Consider the following 20,090-nt stretch of genomic DNA (forward strand, 5'->3'; position numbering starts at 1 on the left):
TATTCAATATAACGAACCTAATTCATTGTGTCAACTATTTTTCCCAAATTATTTTTGGCTCGCTTCTGCATCTCCTGAAATTGCCCACAGTGCCAGGTTCTAGGCAACAATGGTTTATGCACTGTGTTGACTAAGGATAGAACAAGCGTGAATTTTCAGTCGGTAATAAGTCTATTGCATCATTTTTGGGGCGATCGCGGTTGTCTTATTGCCCAGCCCTACGATATTGAAAAGGGGGCTGGTACTAAGAATCCCCAGACTTTTTTAAGAGCATTGGGGCCGGAACCTTGGGCTGTTGCTTACGTTGAGCCTTGTCGTCGTCCTACTGATGGACGCTACGGCGAAAATCCCAACCGCTTTCAACACTATTATCAATATCAAGTTCTGATTAAGCCATCACCAGATAATATTCAGGAGATTTATCTTGATTCATTAAGAGCTTTAGGTATTCGTCCTCAAGACCACGATATTCGGTTTGTAGAGGATAACTGGGAAGATGCAACTGTGGGAGCTTGGGGCACTGGGTGGGAAGTATGGTTAGATGGGATGGAAGTTACTCAATTTACCTACTTCCAACAGTGTGGAGGAATTGATTGCCGTCCGGTGTCGATTGAAATTACATACGGGTTAGAGCGGCTGACAATGTATCTCCAGCAAGTAGAAGCATTTACTAAGATCCAATGGACAGATAACACTACTTATGGTGATGTTTTCCTGCAAAGTGAGATTGAGCAATGTACATACAACTTTGAAGCGTCAAATCCTGAGTTGCTACTGACATTATTTAATTTGTATGAGCAGGAAGCTACCCAATTGACGGAGCGAGGATTGGTAGTGCCTAGCTTAGATTATGTAATGAAGTGTTCACACACATTCAATCTGCTGGATGCTAGAGGTGTGATTTCGGTGACAGAGAGAACTCGCTATATTGCCAGGATTCGGCATTTGGCTAGGAAGGTAGCTCATTTATATGTTGAGCAAAGGGAGAAGTTGGGTTTTCCGTTGCTCAAAGATACTGTGAGTTCAACAGGAAGCCCAATATACTAAAGGGTGCGTCTACACGAACTAAGTACATCTTTGTGTAAAACAATAGCGTTTTAAACGCAGAGTAAAGGCAAAGGTACGCAGAGTCATGCCAAATTCAATTCACTACGATTTTATGTTCTGTTTATCCTTGTGGTCTGAGGTTTAAGCTAGGTATATCTTTTTAATGCAGCTTTTGCAAAAGAACAGAAATACGGTTAAATATTGAGTCTAGAAAATTCAAGATACAAGGATAAGGCCCGCCTGTGCGGGCTTTGTTTATATAAACTTGATGTACTATACTCACCACAAGCAGAAAAATTTTTCGCTGTTGTTAATTAAAGAGATACAAAGCTCACGCAGGGGTGCTCCAAACACAGATAATAAGAGTTTGAAATATTTTATTTTTGAATTTCATAACCAAATTCAGCAACGTCGATTTTTCTTTATTGCTGCCCTATCTATATTTAAACCATCTGCAAATTCGGATTGCCAGGTGCTTTTACAAAAATCTTATGATTCAAACCAGTGGTGTAATTATTTGTCTTGGCTACATTTTTGGGTTGCTGCTTACAGCAGTTCCTTGGGGTGGTGTGGGGATTTTGGTTGTGGGGATTGTGGGAGCAATACTTTTTAGAAAACGCACCACACTGCAACAATTTGCTCAGAAACCGGAAAATACTGGAAGCAAAAATAAGGCAGCGCCTAATATTTGGCAAAGTACTCCCCATCCTCGAATATGGTTAGCTGCTGGCTTGGTGGGATTACTGGCAACTCTATATTTTCAATGGCGAATGCCACAACCGGATGCAAAAGATATTAGTCAGTTTGTCCCGCCTGGAAATAGCAGCAATCAAGAACAACTTGTGATTGTACGCGGCGAAGTGGTGAGTAACCCTCGCTTAACTCGCAATCAGCGAGGACAATTTTGGCTGGAAACGACTCAGTTAGATGAAGTCAAAAATGATCAAGGTTCAGCAGGTGTCCCACAAGGGGTTACAGGGAAATTGTATGTAACAGTCCCTATACTTCAGGCTACTGGGTTATACCCTAGTCAAGAAATTGCTGTGACTGGGATTTTGTATAAACCAAAGGCGGCTTCCAATCCTGGTGGTTTCGATTTTCAGAAGTTTCTCAAGCAGGAAGGAACGTTTGCTGGTTTGATTGGGCGACAAATAAATGTTTTGGATCGGGAACGTAAATGGGGATGGTGGCAAATTCGGGAGCGAATTGTGCGATCGCAAGTTCGTTGGTTGGGTATTCCTGAAGGGCCTCTTGTCAGTGCAATGGTTTTAGGCAGTAAAGCCGTTGATTTACCCTACGATATCCGCGACTTATTTGTACAAGCTGGATTAGCTCATGCTTTAGCGGCTTCTGGGTTCCAAACTTCTTTGATTTTGAGTGTAATTTTACAGTTAACGAGGCGGGCAAGTAAAGGAACGCAATTTACCCTTGGCTTTTTGGGTTTAATTATTTTTCTGAGTTTAACAGGATTTCAACCTGCGGTTCTCAGAGCCGTACTTATGGGTTTTGCGGCATTAGTTGGCTTGCTATTAAAAAGGAAAGTAAAACAGTTTGGATCGTTACTATTGGCAGCAACTTTACTATTAGTATTTAATCCTCTATGGATTTGGGATTTAGGTTTTCAATTGAGTTTTTTAGCGACATTAGGATTAGTTGTAACAGTACCCGCATTAGTCAATCGTCTAGCATGGCTACCACCTGCGATCGCTGCTTTGATTGCTGTTCCCCTAGCTGCCACTATTTGGACTTTACCTGTACAACTTTTTGTCTTTGGAGTTGTACCATCTTATAGTCTGTTGTTGAATGTGGTTAGTACTCCATTAATTTCGATCATTAGTATAGGTGGAATTATCAGTGCGTTAGTAGGTTTAGTTTGGACTGAAGCAGGAAGCTTCGTAGCCGGGGTGTTACATTATCCTACTGATTGGCTAATTAAACTAGTGGAATTTTTTAGCAAGTTGCCTGGAAATTCTGTTGTTGTAGGCAGTATATCTACTTGGCAGCTTTTGGCGATTTATATACTAATTATATTGGTCTGGCTAGTGCGTTGGTGGCAAAGGCGATGGTGGTTTGCTAATATGATTGCGATTGGTTTAATATTCATCCCGCTTTGGCATTCTAAAAATACATTGTTTAGGATAACAGTTTTAGAATCTGGGACAGAACCAATTGTAGTTGTTCAAGATCGAGGTACTGTAACTGTAATTAATAGCGGTGATGAAGGTACAGGACGTTTTACAATTTTACCGTTTTTACAACAGCAGGGTGTAAATCAAATAAACTGGGCGATCGCAACTGATTTTCAAGGTAATGAAAGTAATGCTTGGTTTGAATTAATGCAACGTTTACCAATTAATAATTTTTATGAATATTCCAACCAAACAGATAATTCTATTACAACTCAAGCAATTCAACAGGAGCTACAAAAACATCAAGGAATTTATCAAACTTTGGCAGTTGGGCAAGCTGTGAAAACTGGTTCGATAGTAGCGCAGTTAATCAACGACCAATTACCTATTTTACAATTGCAAATTTTAGATCAGAATTGGTTGTTAGTAGGTAATGTTAAGTCTAAAGAGGTGCAACAACTCGTTAAAAACGGAAGTTTGTCTCGCCCGCAAGTGCTTTGGTGTGCTCCTGAGTCATTGAAGGATTTAGTTATTGCTCTGCAACCACAAGTAGCGATCGCTTCTTCTGCCAACTTTGATCCAAAAACTTTATCTGAACTGAATCAAAGTCAAACTAAACTATTTTTTACAGGACGAGATGGGGCTATTCAATGGACACCTAATGGTCAGTTTGAGGCATTTATTGAATCAACAGAAAATAAGTCATCTGTTTTATAAAAAACTTACAAATTCAGGAAATTCAAGAAAATTAAATTAATTTTTATGACAATTTATTTTTATAGTACTCGTGAAGAGTATGGCTGTTTCTCTAACTTTTCGTCCCACGGCTTTGAATTAGATGGATTGTATTGGTCAACTAGCGAACACTACTTTCAGGCGCAAAAGTTTGTGGGTACACCCCATGTAGAACAAATCCGCCTAGTTAAAACACCTAAAGATGCAGCAAGAATGGGGCGTGAGAGAACGCGTCCCTTACGCCAAGATTGGGAACAAGTTAAAGATGACATCATGCGGCAAGCTGTGCTGTGCAAATTTCAAACTCATACAGATATTAGAGATATTTTACTTTCTACAAACAATATAGAAATTGTTGAAAACTCGCCTATCGATTTTTACTGGGGTTGCGGAGCGGATGGGAGTGGTAAAAATATGCTAGGAAAAATTTTAATTGAGGTGCGGGATATTCTGCACCATACCTATAGGATATATTGATAACAAAACTATTAAATAAGCTTATTAAAAATAGTTGTTTAATAAAAGTACTCCAGACATAAAGAATACAAATAGTCAAGAAACAGAGACGATCGCAAATAATCTAAAACTGCTATATAGTTATTACTCTTCATGAGTGATAATCTAAAATCCTCGATTAAGTATTCTATAGAGATCGCTATATAAACTCTCACTTTTCCTAAACTTAGGCTGTGGTAAACCAGCTGGTGAAAGATATATCCTGGTTTTGGGAACACTAGATTTAGGACTAGACTTCACAGGAAGAAGTTGATGTCTAAAGGTGAATGGAATAACAGATTTAAAAATACAGTTCCCTTACAATTACCCATAACATACCTAAAACCAGTGAAGCGTAATACAATTACCCATGAATTTGACTCTGGTTCACAAGCAGAAATAATACCTCTACAAGAAAGTGATGACCATTTGTCAGAAGCGTCCAAGCTACTAAGGCAAGGAATTCAACAGCAGCAAGGTGGCGAATTAATAACGGCTATGAAGTCTTTACAGCAATCCTTGGGGCTGTTTCAGGCAGTTGGTGATTTAGAAAAACAGGCACAGGTACTTTCTTTTTTAGGATTGGTAACTTACAGCGCTGGAAACTACAAAGGTGCTATCTCTTACTCCCAACAGTGTCTTTCGTTGCTCAATAACACTTCAGATTTAGTATTGCAAATGCAATCTCTTTCCCATTTAGGCAATGCATACCGTCACCTGAATGACCATAAAAAGGCTATTGAGTATCTAGAAAAATGTTTGAAAATAACGCAGCAACTCCAAGACAAACGAAGTCAAGTGGCAGCACTGAATAATCTAGGATTGGTGTATAAATCTTTAGGCAACTTTACACAGGCCATTGAGTATCAGCAGCAAAGTCTAGCGATTGTGCGGGAACTCAAAGATAATTGGGGCGAAGAACAGGTACTCAAGAATTTAGGTAATGCTTGGTATGCTTTGAACAATTACCAAAAAGCGATCGCGTATTATGAGCAATGTGTAGTACTATCACGCTCATTAAAAAATGTTCGCAGTGCTTCTCAAGTGTTAAAAAATCTGGGCAATGCTTGTTATGCTTTAGGTGATTATACTAAAGCGATTAAGTATTATGAAGATCGGTTGCAATTAGCCAAAGAAATTCAAGACAAGCGTAGTGAGGAACAGTCTTTAAGTAGTTTAGGAGTTGCTAGTGAAGCTTTGGGTGATTATAACAAAGCAATTACATATTATGAAGAACGTTTGTTGTTAGCTAGAAATATCAAAGATCGTCGCAGTGAAGAACAAGCTCTTGCCAGCCTGAAAGTCGCTTGCTACGCTTTGGGTGATTATGCCAAAGCTATGCAATATCAGCAGGGAACATCTTCAAATAGTTAAAAAGCAAGACCGGAAAACAATTCAAAATTACTCGCACAGATCAATTTCTCCGATTGTTTTTTGTTGTTGGAGATATACGAGAACTTCTAATGTTTCTACTTGGGGAAATTCTGCGTAAAAATTACTCACACTCCAGAATGGTTCGGGTGTTTCCAAGACTATTGTGCGATCGCCCCACTGTTCTAACCAAGGTAGCAATTTTTGCGGCGCTACTGGAGTACATAGCCAAACTGCTGCTGGAGAAAGCGCTCTCATAGCAGTTGCTGCTACCGCTATTGTCATACCTGTAGCAATACCATCATCAATTAAGATCAACGTAGCATTCTCTGCATTTACTTGCGGACAAGTAGGAATTAATTGAGCCTCAAGAGACTTAGCAAGCTTTATTGCTTTATTTAAAGCCACTTCTCGCCACCGCACATCATGTTTAGAGCGAAATAGCTTTTGATCGGTCCAAAGAACATTTCCAGAAGTAGTCACTGCACCAATTGCTAACTCTGGGTTTTCTGGATGGCTAATCTTTTTTGCGACAACAATTGTCAACGGACAATCCAAAAGACGTGCTACTGGTGCTGCTACTGGTACACCTCCTCTTGGCAAAGCATAAATAATTGGTACAGGCTTTACCCCAGAATCAATAGTTTGCTGAGTCAAAACATCATGAATTACTCGTGCTAATAACTCACCTGCATGGGTACGATCGGCGAAAAGTGGGGTCTGTGTCATGTTTTCCCCCAGCATCTTAAGACGGCAATGCTTTTATCATGACTGAATTTTGTCTCAAATTAACTGATACAATAAGATTTGTATAAATAATTAAGTATTCAGCAAAAGTTTATTGTTCTGATAAATATCCAACCAAAAGGCTATTTAACTCAGATATAACAGCTGGTGCTGATGCCAAAATCCTGATTTTCATGAGCAGCGAAACCCAACTCAGCCTCTTCGACGACTCAACTTTTAACCAACGAGAACTGATTCCTACAGACGCGAAAATTCCGATCGCTCCCGGAACTTATTCTGACATAACGGAGTTGACACAGCATTGCGATCGCTGCCACCGTTGTGCATTGGGAGACACTCGTACTCATGCTGTTGTCGGACGTGGCAATCTCAAAGCACCAATTATGGTTGTGGGAGAAGCGCCAGGTCAAAATGAAGATGAAACGGGTTTACCATTTGTAGGCAGATCGGGACAATTGCTAGAGAAAATTTTGGCATCAGTAAATTTCACTACTGAGCATGATGTATATATTGCCAATATCAATAAATGCCGCCCACCAGATAATAGAGTTCCCACTCCTGTAGAGGTGGCGGCTTGTCTACCATACCTACTAGAACAAATTCGCTTAGTCGACCCCAAAATAATTCTGTTAACGGGTGCAACTGCTGTCAAAGGTATCACTGGCGATAAGCGAGGAATTACGAAAATTCGCGGACAGTGGCTGGAGTGGGAAGGGCGCTTATGTATGCCAATTTTTCATCCTTCCTACTTGCTGCGTAATCCTTCTAAGGAAAGAGGTGCGCCGAAATGGTTAATGTGGCAAGATATCCAGGCAGTGCGTGCCAAGTTAGAGGAAATCCAAAATAACAGCTAAGGAACTTCTATGTTTAGATTTAAGATGTGTGAAATAAAGAATTGAATTGATGTGTTAAGCCCAAACGTGTGGCAGTAAGGATTTAGCAGCATTACACTGTGGTCAGGAGTGTCAGAGTTTGTCGTCAGCCATTGCGAAAGTAGCTTATCTCAACGAACTCCTAATATGATGTCCGGGCAATCAACCATAATAAAAGAGAAGGGTGCATTTAAAGGGCGATCGCAATGCCGAAGCAAATCAAAATCGAGCAGCATCTTAGTCTTGATGAGTTGGAGATCCGATATCGCCAAGCAAAAGAACCTGTTGAGCGAACACATTATCAACTTATTTGGTTGCTAGCCAAAGGGTTGCGGACACAAGAAGTTGCCGCAGTAACAGGGTACAGTCGTAGCTGGATTTACGAATTGGTTTGGGGGTATAACCGGATTGGGCCTGTGACATTGGGAGATCACCGGGAACAAAATCAAGGTGGGATAGAACCATTGCTTAATGATGTCGAGCAAGCTTATCTATGGCAAGCATTACAGGAACCACCAGCGGAAGGAGGACTGTGGAACGGTCGTAAAGTCGCAGACTGGATTGCCCAATTCATTGGTCGTCGTGTTAGTCGTCAAAGAGGATGGGAATATCTCAAACAGATGCGCTATCGATTGCGAGTCCCACGTCCTGAACACACAGATTCAAGTCCTACTGAGCAAGAGGAATGGAAAAAAAAATTTAGCGACCCAAGTCGAACAAATCAAGCAAATACAACCAGACTGCGACGTGGAGGTGTGGGCAATGGATGAACACCGTGTTGGACTCAAACCAGTCATTCGCCGTATTTGGGTTGATGAGTTTGCAGTACCAATTGCAAACGTCAACTGGCGATTTAAATGGTTATGGTTGTATGCTTTTGTTCACCCTAAATCTGGACAGACATATTGGTGGATTCTACCTTACGTCAACATTGAATTATTTAACCGAGTCCTTGATGATTTTGCGCGTCACTTTGGTATTGGTAAAACTAAGCAAGTTGTTTTGGTTTTAGATCGAGCTGGATGGCATACGAGTGACAAGGTAAAACTACCAGATGGCATCCATTTATCGTTTTTACCTTCCCACTCACCAGAATTACAACCAGCAGAACGTTTGTGGACACTTACAAATGAACCAATTGCTAATCGCAGTTTTGAAAGTCTTGACGAGGTTGAGCAGATATTAATTCAACGTTGTCGTCAAATTATTGACCAGCCTGATTTTGTACACGGCTTAACCAATTTTCACTGGTGGCCAAAACTGGCGGTTTAATTATGGGCAATTTACCGGACATCATATAACTCCTAACTTTATTTATTTACCACTATAGAAAAAGGCAATTTCTTTCTCTTTTAGAGGCGCGAAACCAGCATCTACGAGTAATTGGTCGAGTTCTGCTTGGGGAATGTGTTTTGCGCCAATTCGCACAATGCGCGATCGCATCGTATTAGATACACCACTGCGCTGTCTATTGCCTTCTAGCGCCATAACTTTACCATAAAGTTCTAGCTTGGCAGGTGGAATGGGAGAACCATCAAAATCAATTCCTTGTGCGATCGCTTCGTCAATCGCATCAGCTCCTGTAGTAGTTTGATTCCCTGGGTTAGTTTCGGTAGGCATAATGATTTTCTCTTCTTCGCTATGGCTAGATTTTACCAGCCTTACTGACACCAAAGTTGCCCGAACTCACGTTTACAGAAGTTTTCAGTATTTGAACCACATGTGTTATGGGGGCGCAAGGCCTTGCGCCCCTACGGCTAATCACGAGCTTGTCGCGTCATCACGCCACCAATAAAAGCCCCTACGATAGTACCTGTCCAAAGTCCTGTTGTGCTACCTTGCCATATTGCTCCTGGCGTCATCCAAGCATTGCACATCTCCTTTAAACCCCAAGGTTGGCTTTGGCACTTTTGGCTATGCAGCATCATGGTGATTTGCCCACTAGTGTAAGCGCCAAAAAAACCTGATGACAGTGCCAACAAAGTGCAAATTAAAATTCTGTTTTTTGTCATTAGTCATTGGTTATTGGTCATTGGTCATTATGCCCTATGCCCTATGCCCAATTCCCCATTCCCAATCAACCTGTATTTCTCATCCCAGCAGCAATACCATTAATAGTTAACAATGCTCCTCGTAGTAACTCACCTTTGCTGTAACGAGAGTGAATTACTCCAGAAGTAGCAGTAGTATTTTGGGACTGCCGTAGACGCTTGAGTAGTGAAACTTGGATAAATCCCAAGGGGACAATTGTCCCATTGCGTAACTGCACAGATCGTTGCAATACAGGATCGCCATCTAATAGTCGATTGTGATCGGTAATTTTTAACACCAAATCCCTTGTCAGATAGAACTCGCTAGCAATTTGGTCAAACACCTTGGCAAAGCGAACTTGATCTTCTGGTTTTGACAGTTCTTGGACGTAGTGGTGTGCCATTTGCATGTCTACTTTTGCCAAAGTCATCTCGGCCTTAGAAATCACCATCTTGAAAAAGGGCCACTTAACATAAAAGTAGCGCAGTAATTTCAAGTGTTCTTCTGGTTCTGCGTTCAAGAATTCTTGTAACGCTGTGCCAACGCCATACCAAGAAGGAAGTAAAAAGCGAGTTTGCGTCCAGCTAAATACCCAAGGAATAGCTCGCAAACTGCTTAAATCTTTCTTACCAGATGGACGACGTGCGGGACGGGAACTAATTTGCAGTTGGCTAATTTCTTCAATGGGAGTTACTTCGTGGAAGAAATCAACAAAATCAGGCTGTTCGTAGATTAAAGCACGATAATGTTGACGCGATCGCACTGCTAATTCTTCCATAATCTCATTCCAGGGTTCAATATCATCAAACCCAGTTTGCAGGAGGCTGGCTTGAATCACAGCAGTGGTGATGGTTTCCATGTGGTACAAAGCCAAGTCCACCAAGGAATATTTGGAAGCTAAAACTTCTCCTTGTTCGGTAATCTTGATTCGCCCATTGATACTATGACCAGGTTGAGCCAAAATAGCCTCGTAAGCGGGGCCGCCACCGCGTCCCACAGAACCGCCGCGTCCGTGGAAAATCCGCAAATTCAGATCGTAGTTTTCTGCGATTTTTTGCAATGATTTTTGGGCTTTATGAATTTCCCAGTTGCTGCTTAAAAAACCAGAATCTTTGTTGCTGTCAGAGTACCCCAGCATTACTTCTTGCAAGTTCGTGGAGAGGGGGGAGGAAGCAGGGGAGCAGGGGAGCAGAGGAGCAGGGGGGGATAAATTTTCATCTGCATCTTCTGGTTTTGTCTGTTCGTAACCGCCAGCTAATAAAGCGCGATATAACGGCAGTTCAAACAGGTTGTGCATGACGCTTCTGGAGCGTTGTAAATCTTCTACTGTCTCAAATAGGGGGACTACTTGAATAGTTCCGACGGCAATGGCGGGGTCAAAAAGTCTGGCTTCTTTGGCTAACAGTAGTACTTCCAGCACGTCGCTCACGTCGCGACACATACTGATAATGTAAGTTTGGCAGATGTTGAGACCAAATTCTTGTTGCAGCGATCGCACGACGCGAAAGGTTTCAATTACATCATTGGTTTTTCCCGAAAATGGTAATTCTGCCGGAATTAATGGCCTGCGGGTTTGCAGTTCTCCTGTGAGCCAAGCAACTCTTTGCTCCTCGGATAGTTCGTTGTAAGGTTGAGGTAATATTTGCAGGTATTCGAGGATCTCATTTAGCGCATCGGCGTGGCGAGATGATTCTTGGCGGATATCTAACTGTGTCAAGTTAAAGCCAAAAATTTCTACCTGACAGATGAGATTTTCTAAATTTCGACAACTTAAACCTGTTTCTGTCAAGTTCCGCTGAATCATTCGCAGCTCTGCTAAAAAATCGGCTCCCGAACGATACAGAGGGCTATCTTGATTTGTTGGCGTTTCCCGATTGTACAAAGCGAGATTGCGATCGCGAGTATTTTCCAGCCGTTTCAGTACATAAGCTAGTTTGAGCCGATACGGTTCTTGTCGATAACGTAGCGCCAGTGCGTCGTAGACTTCGCTCAACTGGGATTGATCTAATTCTAGAGATTCCAGTAAGTCTGGTAAAACATCACTCCAGTGCATCGACACACTCAATAATTCAATCAGATTTCTCACTGACTGAATATATCTCTCCAGCACCATTTTGCGCTGATAGCAAGCCGTTTTCCAGGTAGTTTCAGGTGTGACTGATGGGTTTCCATCTCTGTCTGAGCCTACCCAGGAGCCAAAAGAGCAAAAGTTTTTACTCGGTGGTTCTAGCCAAGGAAAGGTATTAGATAGAGTATGTTTGAAACGTTTATACAGTTGCGGAATGCCATCAAATAAAACTTCTTGGAAGTAGTGCAGGGCATAATCTACTTCATCTAGCACTGTGGGTTTGAACTGGTGAAGTTCGTCTGTACGCCACCACAGGCGAATCTCTTCGAGCAATTGTTCGCGGACATCTATTGCTTCCCAAGGATATGCTCCTGGTGTGCTACCAGAGTGATTTTCCAAAGTATCCAGTTTTTGCAAAAGTTGTACCACCTGTCGCTGCTTATCGCGGATGGTATGACGAACAATTTCTGTTGGATGCGCTGTAAAAACTAACCGCACATCCAGATGTGCAATTAGACGTTGAATTTGCTGGGGTGGGACATTTAGTTTGAATAAATAGGGAAACAAGGCAGCAAAAGTACCTTTTGGTTTGACTTGCGCTTTTTCGAGATAATTCTTTTTGAGGAAGTCTGCTGCTATTCCTTTGCTAACAGGCGCGTCATCTTCTCTTTGATTAGACGAATAGTTAACATTGGATGGTATTTCCGGCTCTATTTCCTCTGTATCTGCTTCATAGCGGCTCAATTGCTGCCGTTGTTCGTATTCCTGCTCTATGATGTTAATCAGCTGAAAATATAGAGCAAAAGCACGAGCCGCACGAATTGCTTCGTTGATATTTAGTTGTTCAATTAATTTGACGGCTGAGGATGCTTGGTCATTTGTTGCTTGTCCTTCTGGTGAACATAAATCGCGCAACTGACGCAACAACTCCACCATATTTTGACCACATTCTTGCCGGAGAACTGACTCCCACAATTCTTCCACTACCTGGAGACGATGGCGCAAAAATAATTCTGACACCGGGTATATATCAGCAGTTTGAGACGAAGAGTATAAAAGGGAACCCATATTCTCTATTCTTGTAAAGCTAATTACTGTTTACGGTTCTAGGTTTTGCACTTAATGCTCACCGGGTTGTTCCTGAGCAAATAATTATTTGGTGTATATCTTCTCATCTTGATTGATTTCGTGTTCATCTGGGAAGTCTAATGGGAAGTCTAAATTGGGTAGGCGATCGCCTCGAAATAATTCTTCACTGGCTTCTCCTACGGCTTCTAGTGCTCTTACTGTAGCTTTTCCAGTAATTAGCAGCAGTAATATAGACGCTGTACCTATTTGTAAAAGGAACGATTGAGGAATGGGAAATAAATCCAGATTGGATGCGGGTTTAGGTGAAGACTGTTGGTTGGTAGGAGGCATTGCTAATTTTTGGTTATGGGAATTAAGAGTAGAGACGCGGTTAATCGCGTCTGTGAGGAGAGACGCGATTAACCGCGTCTGTACAAGAGTTAGGAGTTAGGAGTTAGGATGACTCCAACGATCAAGGGATGGAGTTGAAATGAGATAAGCTTATTGTTTGTTTCGCCCATCAGAGGCATTAGCGCAGTGGGATACAAGTCCGGCTTTAAAGGACAAGTCATCAGTCAGTCATATAGAATTATTCTGACTCCTGGCTCCTGTACAGATGTGATTAATGGCGTCTCTCCTAACTCCTAACTTCTGATTGTTGACTCCCTATTAGTAAAATAAACGCAAAACTCAACATTAGTCAGACTTGCAACCTATACAAGACTATCTTGTCCGATTTTGTGAGCTACGAAGGTAACAAAATTGTTAAAAAAAACCGTCAGAGTGTGATAGACCTATGGTTCTAGTTTACAAGTGCAGGCACTATCCCCCAACCCTCGCTTCCTGTAAAGTTAACTGAGCATGAAAACAGTAGTACCAGATCGCCAGCAATCCTTAGTGCAATGGGTGAGCCAAGCAACAGGGATCAACACTTTCGGAGTGAAAGTCCGGTTGCGGGGAAATGACCTTCATATTCTTTGTGAAGGTACAGAATGTCCGCAGCGTTGGCGCACTTTGTCTGATTTGCTGCAAGCACTACAGCAAACAAACTTAGATATTCTCACAAGCAGCGAACAAACCTCAATATATCAAGTATTTGTCTATGGCCGCAGAAAAGGGGAACAGCGTCCCTCATGGTGCCATCGAGTTCACTTGAATCAAATAGATAAGCATCTCGATCAAGTGCAACAAGCGCTGCTTGCAGACTCGGAAAAATCAAAACAATCGGGTGGGGCGCTAATTGTCTCTAACGAAAGTTTGGCACGCCAAGGCAATCCAGAAGCGATCGCTCGATATCTGAGCGAAACTCTGAGTACGCTAGGTGTATCAGTACAGGTAAAGATTAAGCTGTATAAGCCAAAGAATTCTCAGTCAGAAGAAAATCGCCTGTGGATATTTTGCCATTCAAGCTATAGCCCTGATGCATCGTTGCTTGCTGAACCGATAGCACAAAAGTTGCGTTATCTCAAGCTTTCCGGCTACCAAGATGCCGTAATTGTTTCTCAGGTGAGGGGCGAAACTGCTCCTGATTGGCTGCTGCGAGTGGATTTGACACCACCAGAGGTGATGCTGAAGGAGTGGGCGCGTTGGGGGGATGTCCAAGCGATCGCTCGATTATTAGCTGAAGTACTATCAGGATTAAAAGTTGGTGTGCAAGTTTCTCTGAAAGAATCAACGCTACATATATTTTGTATCCCAGCTTTCGATCCTTTAGGAACAGCCCCGATCCCAGACAAGGTAGTGTGCTTAGAGGCAATTTTACCGCAGCTAGAAGCGATCGCTCCTCAAGGCATTCTCGCCGCCACCATATACGGACAAAAAGCAGGCGACAAGGAACCCACTTGGATTGATTGGCTGGCTTTACCCGCAGCAACCCATCCTGCCTTTGCCATATCACCACTTGATTTGGCAAATACTGGTGATGAACCAGCGATCGTATTTTTAATAGAGCGCTTACTCAATCCTGATTTGGATTGGCGATTATTGACAGGTGGAATTCGCGTACTTCTACTGAACAAAAATGGTTTATTGCACATTATGTGTGATGCACCTGTTTGTCCACAGCGGCAACAAGTAGCAAGTAAAATTACGCAGTTTATCCGTCAGTTAAAAATTTCCGGTATTATAGGAGTACGTATCTACGGTCGCCGGGCTGGGAATAAAGAACCTTTTTGGCATTATGGCGTCGATCTTGAACATCGCCAACGTTTAGTGCCAGAAGCAACCCCAGAATTTGCTGCTACTTCTATATACATCAACGATTTAGTAACATCTGAGACTAGTGAGCCAATTTTGCGCCCAGACTTAACGACAGAAGAAGTTCAAAATTTTGTAACAGAAGTAGCGCGAGATTGGATAGCAACGGCGAGTTCAACTGCGAGAAAATTCCTGTTGAAAAGCCAGCTATTTACCGAAAGCAACGAGTCAGCGGAACGTAACCATGATGTTCAAGGAATTAAAATTGCTTTGGTTTGGGGAACGCTGGGATTATTACTCACCCTCCAAACGGATTGGGTATTGGGTCGAATTATTGCACTTAATACGCCCAGTTCGCCAAAAGTGGCTAGTGCCACCCTCCCATCTTCATCTTCCGAGCAAAAGGTATCTTTGACATCTGGGAAAAATCAGACTGAGAAAACGACATTTTTTAGTAGCACTTCCAAGAAAAAATCTCCTCCAAATCAGAGTTCTGTATTTAACGCTTCGGAATTTACCCAAAGTGATGATACCCCAAAAAATAATTTGGCAGCCGCACCATTGAAGGAAAAAGCAACCGCAACAGCTATTCTTTTAGCAGCGCGATCGCAAATGCCAAGTTTTAATGTCAGGCAGTTAGACGAGCAATTAGCACTGTATAAACAGCGTTTAGCTAGAACTGGTAGTCCCCCAGATGTCTTGATTATTGGCTCCTCCCGCGCCCTCAGAGGAGTAGATCCCGCAGCGCTTTCTAAAGCTTTAGCAACTCAAGGCTATCCAAATCTTGACGTGTTTAACTTTGGGATCAACGGTGCTACAGCACAAGTTGTAGAATTTGTGATTCGTCACGTACTAGAACCATCAGAACTACCCAAAATAATTATTTGGGCAGATGGTGCGCGTGCTTTCAACGGTGGGCGCGAGGATATTACCTTTAAATCGCTGGCTGCATCAGCTGGTTATAAACAAGCATTCCAAAAAACACCAACAACGGCAAGTAGCAATGATTTAGAAAATACAATAAATTCGGGAGAAGAAAAAACAAAGGAAGAAAAACAGGAGATTAGTACTTATGAAGCTGTCAATCAGTCATTAAATCAGGCTATAGCATCTGTTTCTGGTAGCTATCAAAACCGCGACCAAATTAAAAGTTTACTGCAAAAACAACTGCTCATATTTGGTAATAATCAGACAGTTGCATCACAAAAACAATTGACAGACGGTACTTCAGATGAAAGTATTTCTCAGCAAGCAGTTGACTTTGATGGCTTTCTACCCTTGTCTATTCGGTTTAATCCCGCGAGATACTATCAAAAACATTCTAGAGTTCCCGGAAATTATGACAACGACTATAAATCTTTTCAAGTAGAAGGACAGCAAGATGCTGCGTTTCAAGAAGTGCTTCAGTTTACCCAGTCTCAGAAAATCTCCTTAGTGTTTGTCAACATGCCTCTGACGGGAGATTATTTAGATCCAGTGCGTAAACAATATGAGCAACAATTTCAGCAATATATGTTGCATTTGGCCACTAATCCCAACTTTATTTATCGTGATTTGAGCCAACAGTGGCTAAAAGTAAATGACTTCTTTTCTGATCCTAGTCACCTCAACCGCTTTGGTGCATACGAAGTATCGAAAAAGCTAGCTAACGATCCGATGATTCCTTGGCCAGTGAAGTAGGAAGTGGGGGATGGGGATGAGGGAGCAGGGGAGGCAGAGGAAGAATTATTGATTAATGCCCAATGTCCAATGCCCAATGACAAATGACTAATGACTAAAAAATGAACTTTATATCAATTTTCTATGGGCTGTTCCTGTTGAGTGTGTTAGGAATTTACTGGTCTTTAGCACAACATAAATTGCGATTGTGGACGCTGCTAATTGCCAGTTTGGTTTTCTATGCATCTTTGCATATCCAATACATACCATTACTATTAGCATTGACGTTTATTAATTTCCGTGTAGGGCTAGAAATTGGGAACAATACATCACCAGGAAAACATTCTCTTGACTGGCAAATTTCTAATGAAGAGTGGCAATTTGCTCAAGTTGATTGGAATCGTCGGCGTCTAAAAGTTTTGTGGCTGGGTATAAGTCTAAATGTTTTACTTTTATTAGCTTTTAAGTATTTTACTCCTTTATTCAAGTTTGTTTTTCATGTCCAAACAAACTCACCAGATAACTCTTTTAAATTAATTGCACCCTTAGGAATTTCATTCTTCACCTTTGAATGTATTGCTTATTTAATAGATGTCTATCGTGGTGCCCCTGCTACTGATAATTTTCTCAAATTTGCTACATACAAATTATTCTTCGCCAAACTGATTTCAGGGCCGATTACGCGCTATCACAACTTAGCAAATCAATTTAATACACTAGAATTACCCGATACTAATAGAGTAACTGAAGCGCTGTGGTTGATTGCTAGGGGTGCAGTCAAAAAAGGTATTTTTGCAGACCACTTGGGAATTTTTGTCGATTTATGTTTCGGTAATTTGCAACGGGCGGGTAGTACCGATTTGTGGTTAGCTACATTCGCATACGGCTTGCAGTTATATCTAGATTTCAACGGTTACGTAGACATTGCCCGTGGTAGTGCTATGCTTTTTGGCTTGGTTCTACCTGAAAATTTCGACTTTCCTTATTTCAGCACCAATATTTCAGAATTTTGGCGGCGCTGGCACATGACTCTGGGAGATTGGCTACGTAACTATGTTTACTTTCCTTTGGGTGGTTCCCGGCGGGGTTTAGTCCGTACCTGCTGGAATTTATTTATTGTGATGCTAATTGCTGGTATCTGGCACGGTGCCGCTTTGGGTTATGTCGTTTGGGGCATATTCCACGGATTGGCCTTGGTGGCTCATCGACTTACAGATTCTATAAGCGATCGCTCTGAAAATCTAGAACAATTCTGGCAAAATCCTCTGGGTATCTTTGTCGCTTGGTTCTTAACTCAATTGATGGTTTTTACCTCTTGGATTTGGTTCCGTCTACCTAATCTCCAAGACTCTTCTTTGGTAATTCGGCATCTTTGGGGTTATCCGGCTGACGCCCAGTTTGCTGAAAAGGTCTATGTGGAAGCCTTAAATATGAGCCAATCCCAACTCACTTGGGTACTTGTAGCTTTAGCTGCCCTTATGGCTGTAGTCTACGCCTTCAACCGAATCCTGAAGTTACAGTTTAACTGGCCTCTTAAGCTTGTATTCGTTCCTCTATGTTTCTATGCTGTTTGGTTATTAGCTCCGGAAGGCAGTTTGCCCTACATCTACTTTGATTTTTAACTGGACTATCAGACAATATAGAACTTATTATCTTGTTACAAATCAGCAAAACTTCAAATGTTTCTAAATGGTAAATTGTAAAGAAGTGTAAAGGGACAAAACTAGGCAATCGCATCCTTAAAAGTGATAGCTAGTTTGTTGTTGAAGTGGCTTAAAAAGCTTTAATTCACTACCTTGTATGGCTTTATTTATAGTAGGAAAACTTTACAGTTCGATGAGCTTGTTAAATAATTATATTACAGAATATTAAGTCACAGATTGCATCAAAGTAAATTCATGTAGACTGTATTTCAGCAGGCGAAATAAACTCCGCTTGTTCCATATTTAACAATCCATAGCACTTATAAAACAATGACCACAACCTTACAACGGCGCTCCGACGCTAATGTATGGGATCGCTTTTGCGAGTGGATCACCAGCACCGACAACCGCATATACATCGGTTGGTTTGGTGTACTTATGATCCCAACCCTACTAGCTGCTACAACCTGCTTCGTAATTGCTTTCATCGCTGCTCCTCCTGTGGACATCGACGGCATCCGCGAACCAGTTGCAGGTTCTTTGATCTACGGAAACAACATCATCTCTGGTGCAGTTGTTCCTTCTTCAAACGCCATCGGCTTGCACTTCTACCCAATTTGGGAAGCAGCTTCCTTAGATGAGTGGTTGTACAATGGCGGTCCTTACCAGTTAGTAATTTTACACTTCTTGCTCGGTTGCGCTGCCTACCTTGGTCGTCAGTGGGAACTTTCTTACCGCTTAGGTATGCGTCCTTGGATCTGCGTAGCTTACAGCGCGCCTTTGGCTTCCGCTACCGCAGTATTCTTGATCTACCCAATTGGTCAAGGTTCTTTCTCTGATGGTATGCCTTTGGGTATCTCTGGAACCTTCAACTTCATGATTGTGTTCCAAGCAGAACACAACATCTTGATGCACCCCTTCCACATGTTAGGTGTGGCTGGTGTATTTGGCGGTTCATTGTTCTCTGCAATGCACGGTTCATTGGTAACTTCTTCCTTGGTGCGTGAAACCACCGAAACCGAATCACAAAACTACGGTTACAAGTTCGGTCAAGAAGAAGAAACCTACAATATCGTTGCAGCCCACGGCTACTTCGGTCGTTTAATCTTCCAATACGCTTCTTTCAACAACAGCCGTTCACTGCACTTCTTCCTAGCAGCTTGGCCTGTCGTCGGTATCTGGTTCACCGCTTTGGGTATCAGCACGATGGCATTCAACTTGAACGGTTTCAATTTCAACCAATCAATCATTGACTCCCAAGGTCGCGTTATCAGCACCTGGGCAGACGTAATCAACCGCGCTAACTTGGGTATGGAAGTAATGCACGAGCGTAACGCTCACAACTTCCCTCTAGATTTGGCTGCTGGTGAAATTACACCTGTAGCAATGACTGCTCCTGCTATCAACGGTTAATACTTCAGTATTAGTTAGATAAAAAGCGCCCTCCACAAATGGAGGGCGCTTTTTTTGTTAGATTCAAGCTATCGCACCAGATGCAGATAGGGTGATTAAAAGTAGAGTATTTCCAGGTTTGTGGTTAGCTGCCACCTCACTAGATATCTTGCAAAAATATATTTTTGCACTCTTAGGGAAAAGGAAAAAGGTAAAGGGAAAGGATTTTGAGTTTCTTTACCCTTTTCCCCTGCCCCTTATCCCCAGAGGGGGCCCCACCTTCCCCTCTACCCCGACTTTTGCAATAAGTCTACTAATTACAGGTGATATGACGACAGTTTTAGCAGTACTGCAACAAGGTTTAAATTCAAAAGAACACGCTAGAGTTTGTTCAGGATTTAACTTAGCAAAACTTAAAAATAATGTCTTGAAAAATACAAATTATTAATGTAAAACGTGATATTAGGAGCCGGGAAAGTTTTCCCTTTTTTACACAGTCTCCCTGGGGAAGTTAGTTAACAGCATTTTTGGTGCGAGGTAAATTCCAGAGAGTCCCGGCTATTAGGGAGAAAGTATTTGGCGAAAGTCCTTGAAAACACTATAAGTCTCAATTTCTGAGAATTGGGAAAGTTTGTTG

Annotated in this window: 14 protein-coding genes and 1 pseudogene; 10 read left to right on the top strand and 5 right to left on the bottom strand. The window is 41.9% G+C overall.

Translation table 11 applies throughout. The features are described from left to right. Positions 1 to 147: 147 nt before the first annotated feature. The 4 genes from glyQ to RMY27_RS02290 all read left to right on the top strand — a co-directional run bounded on the left by glyQ (position 148) and on the right by RMY27_RS02290 (position 5,780). Entirely contained in the window at positions 148 to 1,047 is a 900-nt protein-coding gene (gene glyQ, locus RMY27_RS02275; protein WP_322660104.1) for a glycine--tRNA ligase subunit alpha, read from the top strand. A gap of 491 nt (positions 1,048 to 1,538) precedes the next feature. Next, a complete protein-coding gene (locus RMY27_RS02280) occupies positions 1,539 to 3,893 on the top strand; it encodes a ComEC/Rec2 family competence protein (RefSeq protein WP_322660106.1) in 2,355 nt (784 codons plus the stop codon). A gap of 45 nt (positions 3,894 to 3,938) precedes the next feature. Beyond that, a complete protein-coding gene (locus RMY27_RS02285; RefSeq protein WP_322660108.1) occupies positions 3,939 to 4,388 on the top strand; it encodes an NADAR family protein in 450 nt (149 codons plus the stop codon). A 291-nt stretch (positions 4,389 to 4,679) separates the two neighbouring features. Continuing rightward, complete coding sequence (locus RMY27_RS02290) at positions 4,680 to 5,780, top strand: tetratricopeptide repeat protein (protein ID WP_322660110.1); 1,101 nt, start codon at positions 4,680 to 4,682, stop codon at positions 5,778 to 5,780. Between the two features lie 27 nt (positions 5,781 to 5,807). On the opposite strand, the gene RMY27_RS02295 is transcribed toward RMY27_RS02290, so the two are convergent. Continuing rightward, on the bottom strand, positions 5,808 to 6,506 hold the full coding sequence (locus tag RMY27_RS02295; RefSeq protein ID WP_322660112.1) for a phosphoribosyltransferase: 699 nt from the start codon (positions 6,504 to 6,506) through the stop codon (positions 5,808 to 5,810). Positions 6,507 to 6,697: 191 nt separating this feature from the next. Between RMY27_RS02295 and RMY27_RS02300 the strand changes: the two genes are divergently transcribed. Beyond that, positions 6,698 to 7,378: a uracil-DNA glycosylase gene (locus tag RMY27_RS02300; protein WP_322660114.1), complete on the top strand. Its 681-nt coding sequence runs from the start codon at positions 6,698 to 6,700 to the stop codon at positions 7,376 to 7,378. Between the two features lie 224 nt (positions 7,379 to 7,602). Beyond that, positions 7,603 to 8,668, top strand: a pseudogene (locus tag RMY27_RS02305) (IS630 family transposase). 42 nt (positions 8,669 to 8,710) lie between these two features. On the opposite strand, the gene RMY27_RS02310 reads toward RMY27_RS02305, so the two are convergent. From RMY27_RS02310 to RMY27_RS02325, 4 genes are all read right to left on the bottom strand, one after another. Then, positions 8,711 to 9,016 (bottom strand): DUF4090 family protein, encoded by a 306-nt coding sequence (locus RMY27_RS02310; protein WP_100898458.1) that lies wholly within the window; start codon positions 9,014 to 9,016, stop codon positions 8,711 to 8,713. A 137-nt stretch (positions 9,017 to 9,153) separates the two neighbouring features. After that, complete coding sequence (locus RMY27_RS02315; protein ID WP_322660116.1) at positions 9,154 to 9,408, bottom strand: hypothetical protein; 255 nt, start codon at positions 9,406 to 9,408, stop codon at positions 9,154 to 9,156. Positions 9,409 to 9,473: 65 nt separating this feature from the next. After that, positions 9,474 to 12,563 carry a phosphoenolpyruvate carboxylase gene (locus RMY27_RS02320; protein ID WP_322660118.1) on the bottom strand — a complete coding sequence of 1,030 codons (3,090 nt, stop codon included), beginning with the start codon at positions 12,561 to 12,563 and terminating at the stop codon, positions 9,474 to 9,476. An 84-nt stretch (positions 12,564 to 12,647) separates the two neighbouring features. After that, positions 12,648 to 12,914: a hypothetical protein gene (locus tag RMY27_RS02325; protein WP_322660120.1), complete on the bottom strand. Its 267-nt coding sequence runs from the start codon at positions 12,912 to 12,914 to the stop codon at positions 12,648 to 12,650. Between the two features lie 510 nt (positions 12,915 to 13,424). Between RMY27_RS02325 and RMY27_RS02330 the strand changes: the two genes are divergently transcribed. The 4 genes from RMY27_RS02330 (at position 13,425) to RMY27_RS02345 (ending at position 19,901) form a co-directional block, all read left to right on the top strand. Next, positions 13,425 to 16,439: a DUF1574 family protein gene (locus RMY27_RS02330; protein WP_322660122.1), complete on the top strand. Its 3,015-nt coding sequence runs from the start codon at positions 13,425 to 13,427 to the stop codon at positions 16,437 to 16,439. Positions 16,440 to 16,540: 101 nt separating this feature from the next. Next, entirely contained in the window at positions 16,541 to 18,040 is a 1,500-nt protein-coding gene (locus RMY27_RS02335; protein ID WP_322660124.1) for an MBOAT family protein, read from the top strand. A gap of 351 nt (positions 18,041 to 18,391) precedes the next feature. Further along, the gene (psbA, locus tag RMY27_RS02340; protein ID WP_322660126.1) at positions 18,392 to 19,474 is read left to right on the top strand and encodes a photosystem II q(b) protein; all 1,083 of its coding nucleotides are present in this window, start codon (positions 18,392 to 18,394) and stop codon (positions 19,472 to 19,474) included. Between the two features lie 148 nt (positions 19,475 to 19,622). Next, positions 19,623 to 19,901: a hypothetical protein gene (locus RMY27_RS02345; protein ID WP_322660127.1), complete on the top strand. Its 279-nt coding sequence runs from the start codon at positions 19,623 to 19,625 to the stop codon at positions 19,899 to 19,901. The last annotated feature ends 189 nt before the right edge of the window (positions 19,902 to 20,090 follow it).

The organism is Nostoc sp. DedQUE09, from assembly GCF_034530915.1.
Lineage (GTDB): Bacteria > Cyanobacteriota > Cyanobacteriia > Cyanobacteriales > Nostocaceae > Nostoc.

Bases quoted from the DNA above. Each gene is read 5' to 3' on its own strand.
- RMY27_RS02280 (WP_322660106.1), top strand. From the start codon at position 1,539: ATGATTCAAACCAGTGGTGTAATTATTTGTCTTGGCTACATTTTTGGG.
- RMY27_RS02330 (WP_322660122.1), top strand. From the start codon at position 13,425: ATGAAAACAGTAGTACCAGATCGCCAGCAATCCTTAGTGCAATGGGTG.
- RMY27_RS02325 (WP_322660120.1), bottom strand. From the start codon at position 12,914: ATGCCTCCTACCAACCAACAGTCTTCACCTAAACCCGCATCCAATCTG.
- RMY27_RS02315 (WP_322660116.1), bottom strand. From the start codon at position 9,408: ATGACAAAAAACAGAATTTTAATTTGCACTTTGTTGGCACTGTCATCA.
- RMY27_RS02320 (WP_322660118.1), bottom strand. From the start codon at position 12,563: ATGGGTTCCCTTTTATACTCTTCGTCTCAAACTGCTGATATATACCCG.
- RMY27_RS02295 (WP_322660112.1), bottom strand. From the start codon at position 6,506: ATGACACAGACCCCACTTTTCGCCGATCGTACCCATGCAGGTGAGTTA.
- RMY27_RS02285 (WP_322660108.1), top strand. From the start codon at position 3,939: ATGACAATTTATTTTTATAGTACTCGTGAAGAGTATGGCTGTTTCTCT.
- psbA (WP_322660126.1), top strand. From the start codon at position 18,392: ATGACCACAACCTTACAACGGCGCTCCGACGCTAATGTATGGGATCGC.
- RMY27_RS02290 (WP_322660110.1), top strand. From the start codon at position 4,680: ATGTCTAAAGGTGAATGGAATAACAGATTTAAAAATACAGTTCCCTTA.
- RMY27_RS02310 (WP_100898458.1), bottom strand. From the start codon at position 9,016: ATGCCTACCGAAACTAACCCAGGGAATCAAACTACTACAGGAGCTGAT.
- RMY27_RS02335 (WP_322660124.1), top strand. From the start codon at position 16,541: ATGAACTTTATATCAATTTTCTATGGGCTGTTCCTGTTGAGTGTGTTA.
- RMY27_RS02300 (WP_322660114.1), top strand. From the start codon at position 6,698: ATGAGCAGCGAAACCCAACTCAGCCTCTTCGACGACTCAACTTTTAAC.